The sequence below is a fragment of the Lysinibacillus agricola genome (assembly GCF_016638705.1).
GTDB classification, from domain to species: Bacteria; Bacillota; Bacilli; order Bacillales_A; family Planococcaceae; genus Lysinibacillus; species Lysinibacillus agricola.
On sequence record NZ_CP067341.1, the window covers coordinates 2,380,632 to 2,395,073 of the forward strand.

Here is a 14,442-nt window from a genome sequence, read left to right on the forward strand (position 1 = left end):
TAAAATGATTTTAATAATTGTTAGGCAGGGTATTCCTTGCCTAACATGTTAATAATTTAGTGTCACTTTAATATTTTGAAAATTCCGTGAAATAAAGCTATTAAATTTATAGTGGAGGGACCTAGATGAAAACATTAAATAAAAAAGATATAGTGTATTCTGGTTTAATGCTATTTGCTCTATTTTTTGGAGCAGGAAGTTTAATTTTTCCTCCTATGATTGGACAAGGAGCTGGAGCATCATTCCTTCCAGCTATTATAGGATTTGTCTTAACATGCGTAGGCTTGCCCTTACTAGGGATTATCTCTGTTGCTTTAAATAAAGGGAAAATAGCCGAAGTGACTTCGCGAATTCATCCAATGTTTACTTTAGGTTTTATGATTACATTGTACTTAGCTATTGGACCATTTTTTGCAATTCCAAGAGCTATGAATGTTTCATATGAAATGGGTCTAGTCCCATTTTTGGAAAAACCAAGTTCTTTATCTTTATTGCTATACTCAGTTGTATTTTTTGTTCTTTGTTATTTATTTGTTATAGTACCTTCGAAGTTAGTTGAAAGTGTAGGCCAGTGGATTACACCATTTCTTATATTAGCGATTATTATGTTAATTGTCGGATTTGTTGGTATGAATTTTTCTTCTGAACCTTCAATAGCAAGTAAAAGCTATTCAACATTTCCGTTTTTTCAGGGTTTTGTTGATGGATATTTAATGATGGATGCCATAGCCTCAATTGCATTTGGGACCTTTGTTATTGCTATGTTCAAGGAACGAGGCATAACGGATCAAAAGCAATTATTTAAAGGCACTGTTTACTCTGCTAGTATCGCTGCTATTTTCTTAGCTTTAGTTTATTTTGGAATCGGATATATAGGTGTTATTACTCGGTCAACCTTAATATTTGAAAACGGAGGGGAATTATTAACGTATGCAGCAGATGTAACATATGGCACCATGGGGGTTGCTTTGCTTGGTTGTATTGTAACGCTTGCTTGTTTAACGACGTGTATTGGACTAATTAGTGCATGTGGACAATACTTTAATTCGATTTTCCCAAAACATTCTTATCAGACAATTGTTATTTTAACGATAATTGTCTCATTCGCAATTTCGAATTTCGGCCTAACAACAATTATTAATATTTCACTTCCTGTTCTTTATGTAATCTACCCAATTACCTTTCTAGTAATTACCTTTTCCTACCTTCACAAGGTGGTTCGAATTCGAAGAGGTACTTATATCGGAACTTTCATTGGGGCCTTTATTGTTTGCGTTTATGATGGTTTAGTTGTGGCGGGGGTTGATTGGGTGTGGTTGACTAGACTTTTTAGTTATTTGCCACTGCTTGATATTCAGATGGCCTGGATATTACCTGCTTTAATTGGTGGAATAATTGGTTACTTTATTCCAGTTAAGGATTTACAATTGGATGAGGATGTACCTAGAATACCATCTGTTAAATCTTAAATTTAGATAAGTTAATTTCGTATGAGATGGAATATAATCAGGATGTTTATTTTTGTTCTTGATCAGTAATTAATTTCTTTGACATAAGTTCTGCTCTATCTAGTTGTTATATTCATTATAAAAAAATTACTCTATAAGAGAGAATTTTTTTAAGTGTCTATCTTATAGGGTACATTTTAAAAGTAGCAAGACTTTTCTTTTTACACTTAAGATAAATAATTAATGAGAACAAAGATAACTATTAAAAACAAAAAAGACTTGAGCTTCACACTGTGTAAAGCTTTATGATGTTGCTATAGATTCATCCTAGGTATCTTTTTAGGGTGAAATTCCTAATGCTTGGCCGATAAAATTCAAAGAATAGGAGTGTATGATTAAATAATTACAATTTTGATGTAGATGTTCACTAGTCTTGCGAGACGGAACAATGGAAACAAGGTTAGAAAAATAAAAAAGATTAGAAATTGATTGATAAAATATGGTATTTTTAAATAGAATTTCAACTATGGGGGGTAAAAAGTATGCATTTATTTTCACAAACAATAACTGACAATTGGAAGTCGCAATTTCTAAACGGAGACGTTATCTACAGCAATGGAATCTTTACTGTCACCATCAACCCTGACCTGAGCGAAGATAGTCGGGTCATGGTACTGGAAACTACTGACGGCCGGGTTTTGGCAGTCCTGACGCCTGAGATGGCTGATAAGTTAGATCTTTCTAAAGGACAAGAACTGTCTGAGCTGGACTTCCGCCAGAAATTGAATGAAGGAGGAGTTACACTGCATGGCGCAGACTATCTTTTTTATTTTTCAAAAACAGAAAAGAACGTCTTGCTGCAAGAAAACCAGGAAGGTACATTGCGCCAATTAACTGAGCAAGATGATCTGATTTTCTCAGAGTTCGAATCCTCCGCCTCGGAACAAGACTTGGATGACGCTTATGTGGAGTTGGATCACTGGGCAGTGTTTGGGTCTTTTGAGCAAAATCGCTTGGTCTGTGCTGCCAGCATGTATCCTTGGGAAGAAGATGTGCAAATTGCAGATCTAGGTGTATTGACTTTAACGTCCTTTAGAGGAAAAGGTCATGCACGCAAAGTGGTACGTTCAATCTGTAAGTACGCCTTTGAGCAGGGGTACGAACCACAGTACAGATGTCAGCTCGATAATGAGGCTTCTATGTTTCTAGCAAAAGCGGCAGGTTTGACGCTGTTTGGAAAGTGGGATGTCATTTCTCCTGATTGCACTGTCGGAGAATCCCAGTAGGATAGGAACATATATAAAATTCCTTGGAGAAAAACAGTAGATGTAAAAAGTCTGATGTTATTTACATCTGCTACGCACACTCTTTCAATAAAAACTAGACCGATTTTTCCTTATGATGGGGAAAATCGGTTTCTTGATTATGGAAATTATAGTATCGTAGGTTTTAGGTCAAGATGCTGGCGCTGTTGAATTTTTTTATACATAGCTTAATTATTATCATAAGTCTATGTTATTATTTACCGGCGTATATGTAGCAATGTAAAAGGAGAGTATCATGTACACAATTGGGCAAGTAGCTAATTTTTTAGGTGTATCCAGAGATACCTTGAAATTTTATGAGGAGAAGGAATTAGTAAAGCCAAAGCAAAATATTGAGAATGGGTATAGAAAATATAGTCATTTAGATATTTATGATATTACAACAGTAAATTTCTATAGAGAAATTGATATTGAAATTAAAAAAATCCAAGAATTAAGAAAAAGTAAGAGTATTGATGGAATTCAATCATTATTAGAAGAAAAAGAACAAGAGGTTTTACTGGAAATAGAGTATAAAAAACTTCTATTGAAAAAGATTCAAATAGTAAAAGAAGATTGTAAGAATATCAAACAATTCTTAGGAGAGTACATAGTTAAGGAAATGAAACCTTTAGAAATAAAGGGAGAGATAGAACATTTTACTGCGTATGAAGAATATGACACTTTAAAAAAGAATGCAGAGAGTTTAAAAAAAGCAGTTACGCTCACATCTTTAAGAAGAGTCATCCATTTCAATGAAAAAGGTATTATAGAAGATAAGTTTATAATTGTAAGAAAAGTGGAAGGCACAGATGAAGAAATAGAAGGTGAAATTCTATCCCATCCAAAATGTATTTATACAATTATTGAAGATGGCAGATGGTCAACTGGTGGAGAAAATATTGATCAACACGTGGAAGCGAATTTAAGAAAGCTTGCAATAGAAAAAGGGTATGAGCTTTTGGGGCAAGTTTATATAAATCTATTACTGACCACTTATGAAGATGGTCTTGAACGGGTATTTTTAGAGATTTATGCACCTATCAAGTGAACCTTATTGTTTCCCGCCCCTTTGCTAAAGAGGCAAACGTTATTCAACTTAATTTCAAGAAGGAAGAGCCATTTATTTAGGGGTTCTTCCTTTTTTTTGAATTTAATACTTGAACCCTCAACAGTTACAGTGTACTATTTAACTAGTACACTGTGAAGCGAAGAAAAGCTTTTTTAGATCAATTTATTTATTGCACACACGGATGTAGAGTCGATTTGAGATGTTCGAATAAGGATGCTGGCAATGGATGAAGGCGTATTTTAAGAAAGTGTGCAATAAATGACAACACAACTAATTGTTCTATTGCAGAAAAATGTCGATTTATTAAAGGTAGTGAGAGGTCCCGTGAACATAAAAAAGGGGATGTTAGAAACCAATAGCTTTACAATATTAGAAATATTTAATGAATTGAAAAGGAGATTAAAATGAAAAGATTTACTTTATATCTATTAATGGCATTCACTGTTGTATTGCTGTGTGCTTGTTCAAACGATACAACGCCTGACGAAGAGAGCAATGAAGAAAGCAATAAAGAAAGTAAAGGAAATTCCGTTAGCAATGTACCTGTTAAAATTCCAGACGATCTATTTGTTTCTAATAAAAAGAATGAAAATATTAGTGAAGATGAAATGAAAGCAAGTATAAAAAAGTATATGGATTATAGTCATGTAATCGATAAAGAAATGGAAACAATTGTTTATAAATATGAGGATGCTTCTGAATCGGATCGGAAAAAATTAAATAAATTAATGGATGAAGGGAAACAGAATGATGCGAATTTCAATGATTTTTTAAATAATAATACTATCCCTGATGATTATAAAGAACCTTCAAAGACAATTTATGAATTTGTTTCATCCATCAGGGAAACTTTAACACAATTTGATGAGGAAATTGTTGGAGCGGTTGAAAATGGTAGTTTGACAGATATATCAGATTTTGCTTCAGAGCATTTTTCTAAAGCGAACGGAAGGCAGCAACTAAAAATTGAAAAATTTTTGGACGAGAAAAAAATTAAAACTACATATTTCGATGAATAGAAAGAATATTTTTTACCCTTCATTGTTTTTGAAGGGTATTTTTTTCTTTCGGCGAATTATTTGATGGTATAAGTATTGACCTGTGAGTAACCCCCACGTTTAAGCTAAAGGTATTCTTAAATATATTTACGAAATACTAGTTTGAAAAGGGGAATATGCTTGAATAGAGAAAAGAAACTAAAGAAACCAGTAGCCAGTTTTATTTTACTAACCAATATCATTTTTTTGCCACTTTTTTGTCTTGTAGGAGCCACAAGTGTGTTAGGATTTCCTAAATGGATTTTTGATGTAATGCTCTGTATATCAGCTTGGTCCTCAACCTTTGCTTTTGCAATACTATTTAAAAAAATCTATCCTGGGCAAAGTTTTATGCAATTTTGTAAAAGATAAATTCAAAAATAAACTTAAGTTTTCTGTGATTTTTATTGCAATTATGATTCAAGTTTTCATATTTTTGATGATTTTGTTTATTGTATCTAATACTAGTGAAGTAGACTCTATTATTACTGTTTCTTCATGGGGAATGCTAATCTATTACTTTTTTAATCACCTTCTTTCTGGGCCACTAGGAGAAGAATTAGGGTGGAGAGGTTTCGCTCAAATGGAGCTCCAAAAGAAGCATTCGCCATTAAAAGCTTCGATAATTATAGGGTTTTGGTGGGGGATGTGGCATCTACCCATATGGTTTACTACAGGGCTTATGGGCATTGATTTAATCAAATATATTCTACTCTTTATGATTGCAATCATGTCTACTAAGATCGTCATGACAGCATTTCATAATTTAAATCAAAATTTAATCGTCCCAATCATTATCCACCAATTCTTTAATTTCTTTCTGGGCTTAATAAACGGAAAATTAATTGATTTACTCATGTATAACGCAATTCTTTATTTAGTGGTGGCAGTTTTACTTATCGTGATCAATCCAAAGAAAGTATTGTATGGAAAGGAAGATACGAACGTTATTCATGGAAAGCATTACATGATTTAGTGATAGTTAAGCGTAAGTAGCGGAAGTTGATCAACGAACGGCTAACTTCAGCGAGGGTTATTATCGCCGAGCAAATGGGCAAATTTGTGGAATAGTCTATGGACTTAGAAGATTGGCGTACATCTAGAATTTTCCCTCATTGCGATGTCACACCTGAGTGGGTTATTTACCACCTCCTTGAACACGAGTCACATCATAGGGGACAGATTTTTCAGATGCTTGCAATTTTAAACTCACATTTATCATGAAGACATAAATATTGAAATAACATAAAATCGATGCTATTATGGATATGTAAAGTCTCTAATTGAGGTGAATAATAGTTATGAAATATTCTAAAGCTACAAATTATGCACTACACACAATGCTTTTTCTTGCAAAGGAAACACCAAATAAACCAGTGGGTGTCCAACAATTAGCTGAGATGCAAAATGTTTCTCCCACATATTTGTCTAAAATCCTAACGAAGTTAGTAAAAGAGGGAATGATCAACTCTGTATCGGGTGCCAATGGTGGATATACACTTCGTCACAATTGGGAAGATATTTCATTTTTAGATATTATAAATGCAATTGAAGGCAAATCGTCTTTGTTTGATTGTTGTTTATACAACGATCCTAAGTGTGTAATAAAAGAAGTAATGCTATCTGCAGAAGAAAAACTGGAGAATGAGTTAAGAAACAGAAAAATATCGGATTTTGTGAAAAAATAGTAGTGGATTTATAGTCCACCATTATTTTTTTGAGTAATTAGAGATATAAAGAGTCTTTTAAGTCTGCGAAAGAAACTTAACGACATTATTATTTTCTATACTCGATCTTCTCGATTTCTTGCTTCTATAAACTTCAAGTGATTTTAGCTTAGAATCATTCTATTTTTAACCTTATTTGAGCTAGAAGGCATGTTGTGATAGTAGACATTATAACAAAACAACCTGTACTCTAAACAATTTATGGAGGAGAGTTACATTATGGAATTATTTGATTGTGCAATTATAGGTGCAGGTGGCGCTGGACTAAATGCAAGCTTGATTTTAGGAAGGTCTCGGAAAAAAGTCGCGTTATTTGATAATGGAACAAATCGAAATCGTGTGACTCAGGAATCACATGGATTTCTTACACGTGATGGAATTAAACCAGCAGAGTTTAAAGAAATAGCTTTGAATGATGTAAAAAAGTACCCATCAGTTCATTTTTATCAAAACACAGTTAGGAATATAACAAAACAATCAAACGGTTTGTTTAAAATTGAGACGTTAGAAGATGTAGAGTATGTTGCAGAAAGAATTATAGTAGCGACAGGTGTTCAAGAGGAATTCCCCTCGGTTCCGGATATTAAAAAGTATTATGGGAAAAGTTTATTTAGCTGCCCAACTTGTGATGGATGGGAATTGAGAGATCAACCCCTAATTATTATTTCAGAAAATGAAGAACAGACTCTTTTTAAAGGAAAGCTTGTTTATAACTGGTCAGAGGATTTAGTGATAGCCACAAATGGTCATGAACTTTCTGCTCCGACATTGAATGAACTACAAAGAAAAGATATAGCTGTCATTACGGAACCTATTCAGCATCTAAATGGTGAGGATGGTTATTTAAAGAAAATAGTGTTTAGTTCGGGACTTGAAATCGAAAGAGCTGGAGGCTTTATAGTACCTAATTTTGTGCGTCCAAATCAATTTGCAGAGCAGCTCGGTTGTCAATTTAATGAAAATGGTAGCATTGTTGTCGATGAGTCAGGGCGTACGTCACTGGAAAATGTTTATGCAGCAGGGGAGACAGCTAAATTAGGCCAGTCTTCATTAATTGTTGCTGCTGCTGAAGGATATAAAGCGGCGATGGCAATTGTTTTCGACAGTACAATTTGAAAAAATTTTAACTTAATTACGGACATTAAAGCTCTTTAATGTTGATTGAAAGGGGGATAGTAGGTTCAAGTAAATAACGAAAAGCATATTATATCTTAGAGATCTTTATTTCCACGAAGGAGGAAAAATTATGTCAATTGCTCATGTCACAACAAAGCAAGAATTAGAAAAACACCTAAAAACTAAAAAGATTGTGTTAATAAATTTTTGGGCGGAGTGGTGTAACCCTTGTAAAATGTTCGGGATGGTTCTTAATCAATTCAATGAAGAATTCAGTGATAAGGTGAAGATTTTAAGGGTGAATGTTGATAAAAGCCCAGAGATTGCCGCGGAATTCCAGGTGCTTGGGATCCCTCACTCTCGTTTGATTATTCATAATAAATTACATGAACCAATTGTTGGATATGTTCCTTTTGAAAACCTAAAGCAGATTGTTGGAGTTTGATTCGTTATAATAACAGGAGGAAACAAGATGAGAGTTTATGATTGTGCAATTATTGGTGGAGGGCCCGCAGGATTAAATGCAGCACTATTGTTAGGTAGAACAAACCGATTAGTAGCATTGTTTGATACAAATAATGACCACCTGGCGTTCGAGCTTCAAGAAAGTATTTCAAGAAATGGGAATGCCGCTATTGAATTCATGCAAGCAGCAAAAGAAAAATTAAATCAATATCCTACTATTCATTCTATCGTTAATCAAAATGTTAGGGTTATTAAACAATCAGACAATAAGCTTTTTAAAATTTATGCCGAAGATGGCGAGAATTTTCTTGCTGAAAAAATCCTACTGACAGATGGTGCTAAAATACAGACGGATATTCCAAATATTGAGTTATTCTATAATAAAAGTATTTTTACGTCTCCATATAGCTTTGGTTGGGAGTTAAAGGGTAAAAAGTTAATTTATATTAATGAAACTAGTGATGTTGCACTAAATGCAAAAATTATTTATAACTTATCAAATGATTTAATCGTGGCAACAAATGGTAATGAAATAAAGGAAAAAGAAAAAAGAGAATTAGAAAATAAAGGGATTAATGTGATTACTGATAAGATTCAAGAAGTAAAAGGACATAATGGGGAATTGAGTAGTATTGTCTTTCAAAATGGTTTAGAAGTAGAAAGGGAAGCTGGTTTTATTACCCCATCCGCTTACACAACAAATGTAATCGGGCAAGGATTTTCTTGTGATTTTGATGAGCACGGATTAATAGTTGTAGACCATTTTGGAAGAACATCGGAAAAAAATGTTTATGCAGCTGGAGATGCTGCTCAGCCTGCACCAACGGAAATCGTTCTTTCAGAGGCAACTGGAATACAAGTAGCAAAGACTATTAATTCAGATATTTCAAGTGAAAAGTTTAAAAAGTAATGATCTCTTTGCTCAAGAGAAGGGAGAATTATTAGTTTGTTGATCCATTTGCCAACCAAGGTCGTTTTGGTTGGCAAAATTTTTGTTGCGCATTTCCTGGCTCATTTCCATAACTTCTCCACATGACTATGTTTAACAAAACGTCATCCCCAACTTTCGATAAAGAACCCATTTCCCCTAATACGGGATTAACGCTCCATTTTTATCTTCATTCAGCGAAGCGTCAGCCGCAGAAGACTCCCCTCTATATGAATACAATCTTCTTTTTGAAAGTATCTATCGAAAAAATACATACGTGCCGTTGGTAGCCATTAACTTTTGAATATTAACTATAAATTCGAAAAATAAAGTGATGGAATATTTTTTCTTTATTATGAAGTGGTGGAAACTGTTGATACATCAATGTTTATAGAAGGATATTAGATGAGTACGATAACTTCAATCGGTTTAATTGTGTACCAGCTCATGTTATAATGAGGAGCTTAAGATAATTAAGACTTTTACTTATAACTGAACGGATGCCAAGAAAGCCTCCGCATAGCGATAAAATATGGAGGTGTAAGAGGATGAATAAAATTTGGACGATTGATAAAATTAAAGAATTTGTAGAGAATAATTCGGATAGTAAGTTGCTAACGACGGAATATCACGGTTTTTCTCAAAAGTTACTATTTAAATGTGCATGTGGTAGCAACTTTGAAAAAACATTTACGAAATTTAAAAATAAAAACCAACGTAAATGTGACGTTTGCCAACCGCCAAAAGCGTCACGCTAAACGCCTAAAGAGAAGTTGGCATTATTTTTTAAAGCATAATTTTTTAGTTTGATTAAAATCACCTCTTACCTGTTGTCTTTTTGGAGATGAGATGATTTTTTATGGATATTACTATTACTGAAAAGATTGTGCAGATTAGTTAAGGGCTCAATATTCAAAGTAATGTTACAGCTAGAAAGAATATTAAAAGTGAGTAGGAGAACAAACATGATTGAGATAAAAACATCTCCAATAAGTGATGGAGAATTCAATAGAGGCGTATTTGCTAAATGTGATATCAAAAAAGGAGAGCTTTTACACGAAGCACCTGTCATTTCTTATCCAAACGAACAGCATCAATACGTTGAGCAAACCTTACTCGGTGATTACGCATTTGAGTATGGGATAGGTCAATCTGCTATCCTTCTTGGTTATGGAATGTTGTTTAACCATTCTTATGAACCTAATGCAATTTATGAGATTAATTTTAAAAATCGCACATTTGACTTCTTTGCTTTCACAGATATTAAAGCAGGAGATGAAATTCTAATCAATTATAATGGCGATGTTGATGACAAAGAGCTACTGTGGTTTGATCAAGAATAAAAAAGATAGCAAAATAAATCGGGGCGTTGATTCAAGAAGAATTGACGCTCTTTTTGTTGAAGTTATTGCGTATATTAACCCATTAGGTATGTTTGCTACTACAGTACACCGTGATTCTTCGAGCAATTAAATTTGTACAAGAAAAACAATAATCCTTTTTAGATGGAAAGAAGGGGGAAAAAGAGTGGTGAAAAAAAGGTTAACTTTTTTGGTTTTACTTGGACTATTCTTTACGATAACGGCTTGTAGCAACAGTTTGAGTGTTGATTACGAAGAGCGAAATCCTGATACTGTTATTTCGGAAACTATGAAATTAGAAAATTTAAGGGTATTAGAACTTGACACGAATCACGATGACAATAAAAAAGTTCTTAACGTATTTGGTGCTGAGTTAAAAGATGGTGTTTATGCTTATGACGAAGACAAGTATAAAACATATATTCTAATAAACTCTGATACAAGGGACTATTCTGATTATTCGTTTAAATTTGAAAAGGAAAAGAAAATTCTGACTCTTTCTTATGCAACTTCAGAAGGAAGTACAACAAATAAAAAAACGCTATTCCTTATAGAAAGTAAAAAAAAGAATCAATATGAGGAAATGAAACTGGTGAATAATGGTGATGAGAGTGGATTTTTGGGAGTGCATACTAAATAACGATTTTAGTCACTCGATAGCCTGCAATTCATTCAAGTAGAGCGGGCCTTAATGTCCAATGAACTGGTTGGAATTTCTACGGTAAAAAGGAGTTATTCTTAAAATACAGTATAATGAGAGCGTAACTAACCTGATGCCAATGACGATTTTCACTCGGCTGGAAGTGGCCCTTAACTAAACATAGGTAAGTGCAAAATTAAACAATACTATTTATATTTTACTGTAACTTCCTGTGAGAAGTGAAAGCTGTATATTTTGCTTCTGAAGAAAGCAATCCATAAACAAATGTAATAGCTAAACTGAAAAATGCTGCTATCGCAGTGTCTCCTTTATTTCTAAATTTAGAATGAATTAAATAAATACCGGATATACAAGTGGAAAATATGAATAAACATTTCAATAAATAATGAGGTATTCCTCCTGGTGGGAATCCAATCTGTAAGTAAATCTCTTTCATACTAAGAAAAACCATCAAAAGTAAAATGGATACACTAAAAATAAAGCATGCAAACCAAAGTTGAAAACTTCGTGTGCTTTTAAATACTTTCATTTTTAAAATCTCCATTTCTAAAAAATATTATTGTAATTGGTAACAGCAATGCTATTATTTCAAGTACAAGGCTTCCAAGATTAAGCAGACCGATCATAATACATCTCACCCATTTTCAAATTAGAGGACGAAAGGGAACTGGAAAATGTTTCTTGATTATTTTTAACTGAATTAAATATGAGGGTATGGAACAGCAAGGACGATTTCGACGCTTCGTAAGGTAGGGTAATTAGGCAGAGATAATAAAAGACTGTCCATAGACAGCCTGTTTATTAAATTTATCTATGGGACTTACCCTTGTAGCACTAGTCATTTTCAATAATGTAGGTAAAGAATTGACGGAGGAGGGATATGAGATGATTGATGCGCGTGAGCCAATAATTGTAGAGTTTCCTTTGAGAGGAGAATGGCACTCTCCTAACACTCCAGGGACAAAAATTCCGAGTCACGGCACAAACAAATTAGGAGCAAGATATGCTTATGACTTTATACAAGTGGATTGGGAAAGAAAGGGCTGGCCCGCCTATCGCGTTAGTTTGGCGCAATATCTACTTTTTGGGGTTCCCTTAGATGAATATTATTGTTGGGGGCAAGACGTATATGCTCCTTGCGATGGGATCATTGTCCAAGCAGAGGATGGTTATAAAGAACGAACACGAACAAAATTGCTTTCAGATATGTCTAACGCTTATAAAAATGCTCATTATTTCGACCCGAAGAAAGACGACATACAATCAGTTGCTGGCAACTACATCATTATAAAATGTGGCGACAATGTATATGCTGGATTAGTCCATCTTCAAACAGGGTCAATTCAGGTTTCAGTTGGTGAAAGTGTAAAAAAAGGTGAAGTTATTGGTAGAGTTGGTCATTCAGGTAACTCCTTTGCTCCGCATTTGCATTTTCAACTTATGGATAGTAGTGACATAGCTACTGCAAACGGATTGCCTCTTGCTTTTGAACAATACGAATTATTTAAAAATGGCATATGGGAAAAAGTAAATAATGGGATTCCAACAAATAAGGATAGAATTAGATTTCAAAAATCTGATGAATGGGATTAAATTAAAACTGCATAGAGGGGTACCATCATGAAAATGGGCTTAGCGTTGTAAATCCGCATTTTCCTAAAGGTACCCATATAAAAAAATTTCCGCTTACGGCAAAGTCAATAATTTTTCTAGCCCATTATTGAGCTATCCAGCGTCGTTAGTTTTTTTAGTCACTCGATATGAAAAAAGACTGCTATTCATTCAAATAGAGTGGGTATTATTGTCCATTTAGGTGGCTGGAATTTTTAAAAATTTGGTATAATGAGAGAGTAACTAGATAGAGGTTTTATGGGCGATTGGTAATCAAATTTCCACCTATTTTCTTCAAGTCCTTGAAGAGAAAGGAGTTGATGCCAATGACTATTTTTGAAGCAATGATGGTTGCTATAAGTTTTTCATCGCTTATAGTTTCAGTAATTGCATTGTCGTTTACTTTTACACAAAAAAAGTAAACCGCCTCCGCCTCGCAAGCTGTGAGTAGGTTTACTTTCTTCTCATTGCAAATCGCCTTTGAAGCGATTCGTCTTATATATTTTATATACATCTTCAATATAAATTATAACATGGAGATAAGTATTTATTCAAATAGAACAAATAAATACAGAATGATATTGGCTTCACAAGAATATAACTAATTCGACAGGCGAAAAACAGAGAACTAGATAGTTGTCTGTTTTATGTAACTGATTTTTTAGAGATGATCTGAAGCTAATGGGCATATTTTTTCAAAATTAGCAGATATAATGGCTTTTATTCACATAATAAAATTTGACGTAAAAACGATTGCTTTTTAGCAATGCATCGATCTGCTATAACAAAACCTGCATCTTCTATCATGTCATCAATTGTTTCAATTGTAACGACAACCACCTTATCGGCAATCCGACGAGCATGTTTCAGAATATTAAATTGATCTTCGGTTGATGTATGCGTAAATAAGTTATAGGGTAAATCAATGATAGCGACATCATAATGTTCTTTAACTTCTGAGATTGGACCTAATATAATATTGCCTGTCAACCCAAAATAAGTGATGTTTTTTCTGGAACCCTGACAAACATTGTAATTTATATCTCGCCCTTCAATATTAATTCCCATGGAAAGGGCTTCAATTACTACTGTCCCTATACCACAACAAGGGTCGATTGCACGAATATTTTGAGGCTGAGGAACTGCAATATTTGCAACAGTACGAGCTACTCTAGTACTAAGTGCCGTTGAATAACTGTGTGGCTTGTGTAAATGTTTAAGCCAAATGGATACACTCTTCATATGCTTTCCAAAATACCATTTTCCATCTATTAAAATAACACCAAATATAATTTCAGGATGATTTAGGTCTGGTTCCCCCTCAATACATAATCCTATCTCACGTTCTAACAATCGACGCTCTGATTGAGGGATTTTCTTCGTTTCATCGATTTCCATATTATTTAAACAAACCACTTTAAAAGTTGCTTCATTTACTTCTAGATCCTTCACCAATTTCTTGATGTTATCTATGCTGTTTTCTTCATACAGCACTTCAAGTCTGTCTTGTATAAAAGGGCTGCGGCTTGGATCAATTTTAATATTGCTTATTATATAGTTTGATGGGGAATCAAAACTAAAAAATGAACGCATCTCCATTCTACATAGATCGTACTCGTCAACATGATGTACATATGTGTATATAAATTTATTATTATTTTGCTCGTTGCTCAATTGATTACCATCCTTTTATATTGTTGTTCACTTGATTT

The 14,442-nt window shown here is 33.8% G+C and carries 16 protein-coding genes and 1 pseudogene; 15 read left to right on the forward strand and 2 right to left on the reverse strand.

What is annotated here, in order from left to right; all coding sequences use genetic code 11:
• Window positions 1-125 precede the first annotated feature (125 nt).
• The 13 genes and pseudogenes from brnQ (at window position 126) to FJQ98_RS11400 (ending at window position 11,098) form a co-directional block, all read left to right on the forward strand.
• Entirely contained in the window at window positions 126-1,469 is a 1,344-nt protein-coding gene (brnQ, locus tag FJQ98_RS11340; RefSeq protein WP_053596915.1) for a branched-chain amino acid transport system II carrier protein, read from the forward strand.
• 521 nt (window positions 1,470-1,990) lie between these two features.
• Window positions 1,991-2,734 (forward strand): GNAT family N-acetyltransferase, encoded by a 744-nt coding sequence (locus FJQ98_RS11345; RefSeq protein ID WP_053596916.1) that lies wholly within the window; start codon window positions 1,991-1,993, stop codon window positions 2,732-2,734.
• 274 nt (window positions 2,735-3,008) lie between these two features.
• Window positions 3,009-3,803: a MerR family transcriptional regulator gene (locus FJQ98_RS11350; RefSeq protein ID WP_053596917.1), complete on the forward strand. Its 795-nt coding sequence runs from the start codon at window positions 3,009-3,011 to the stop codon at window positions 3,801-3,803.
• Window positions 3,804-4,228: 425 nt separating this feature from the next.
• The gene (locus FJQ98_RS11355; RefSeq protein WP_053596918.1) at window positions 4,229-4,843 is read left to right on the forward strand and encodes an NDxxF motif lipoprotein; all 615 of its coding nucleotides are present in this window, start codon (window positions 4,229-4,231) and stop codon (window positions 4,841-4,843) included.
• 159 nt (window positions 4,844-5,002) lie between these two features.
• Window positions 5,003-5,837: pseudogene (locus FJQ98_RS11360) on the forward strand (CPBP family intramembrane glutamic endopeptidase).
• Window positions 5,838-5,935: 98 nt separating this feature from the next.
• Window positions 5,936-6,085, forward strand: coding sequence for a DinB family protein (locus FJQ98_RS11365; RefSeq protein WP_241774641.1), 150 nt, complete (start codon window positions 5,936-5,938; stop codon window positions 6,083-6,085).
• A gap of 77 nt (window positions 6,086-6,162) precedes the next feature.
• On the forward strand, window positions 6,163-6,549 hold the full coding sequence (locus FJQ98_RS11370; RefSeq protein WP_053596920.1) for an Rrf2 family transcriptional regulator: 387 nt from the start codon (window positions 6,163-6,165) through the stop codon (window positions 6,547-6,549).
• 258 nt (window positions 6,550-6,807) lie between these two features.
• On the forward strand, window positions 6,808-7,704 hold the full coding sequence (locus tag FJQ98_RS11375; RefSeq protein WP_053596921.1) for an NAD(P)/FAD-dependent oxidoreductase: 897 nt from the start codon (window positions 6,808-6,810) through the stop codon (window positions 7,702-7,704).
• A gap of 130 nt (window positions 7,705-7,834) precedes the next feature.
• A complete protein-coding gene (locus FJQ98_RS11380; protein WP_053596922.1) occupies window positions 7,835-8,149 on the forward strand; it encodes a thioredoxin family protein in 315 nt (104 codons plus the stop codon).
• A gap of 27 nt (window positions 8,150-8,176) precedes the next feature.
• Window positions 8,177-9,079, forward strand: coding sequence for an NAD(P)/FAD-dependent oxidoreductase (locus FJQ98_RS11385; RefSeq protein WP_053596923.1), 903 nt, complete (start codon window positions 8,177-8,179; stop codon window positions 9,077-9,079).
• 566 nt (window positions 9,080-9,645) lie between these two features.
• Window positions 9,646-9,855 (forward strand): hypothetical protein, encoded by a 210-nt coding sequence (locus FJQ98_RS11390; RefSeq protein WP_053596924.1) that lies wholly within the window; start codon window positions 9,646-9,648, stop codon window positions 9,853-9,855.
• A 207-nt stretch (window positions 9,856-10,062) separates the two neighbouring features.
• Window positions 10,063-10,440, forward strand: a complete 378-nt coding sequence (locus FJQ98_RS11395) for an SET domain-containing protein (RefSeq protein WP_053596925.1) — start codon at window positions 10,063-10,065, stop codon at window positions 10,438-10,440.
• Between the two features lie 184 nt (window positions 10,441-10,624).
• Window positions 10,625-11,098: a hypothetical protein gene (locus FJQ98_RS11400; RefSeq protein ID WP_053596926.1), complete on the forward strand. Its 474-nt coding sequence runs from the start codon at window positions 10,625-10,627 to the stop codon at window positions 11,096-11,098.
• 217 nt (window positions 11,099-11,315) lie between these two features.
• Here the strand turns inward: FJQ98_RS11400 and FJQ98_RS11405 are convergent, their stop codons facing one another.
• Window positions 11,316-11,648, reverse strand: a complete 333-nt coding sequence (locus FJQ98_RS11405; RefSeq protein WP_053596927.1) for a hypothetical protein — start codon at window positions 11,646-11,648, stop codon at window positions 11,316-11,318.
• 356 nt (window positions 11,649-12,004) lie between these two features.
• On the opposite strand from FJQ98_RS11405, the gene FJQ98_RS11410 reads away from it, so the two are divergent.
• Window positions 12,005-12,712, forward strand: coding sequence for a M23 family metallopeptidase (locus FJQ98_RS11410; RefSeq protein ID WP_053596928.1), 708 nt, complete (start codon window positions 12,005-12,007; stop codon window positions 12,710-12,712).
• 344 nt (window positions 12,713-13,056) lie between these two features.
• Window positions 13,057-13,152, forward strand: a complete 96-nt coding sequence (locus FJQ98_RS27545) for a putative holin-like toxin (protein WP_220443512.1) — start codon at window positions 13,057-13,059, stop codon at window positions 13,150-13,152.
• 298 nt (window positions 13,153-13,450) lie between these two features.
• Here the strand turns inward: FJQ98_RS27545 and FJQ98_RS11415 are convergent, their stop codons facing one another.
• Window positions 13,451-14,404, reverse strand: a complete 954-nt coding sequence (locus tag FJQ98_RS11415) for a TRM11 family SAM-dependent methyltransferase (protein WP_053596929.1) — start codon at window positions 14,402-14,404, stop codon at window positions 13,451-13,453.
• Window positions 14,405-14,442: the final 38 nt, after the last annotated feature.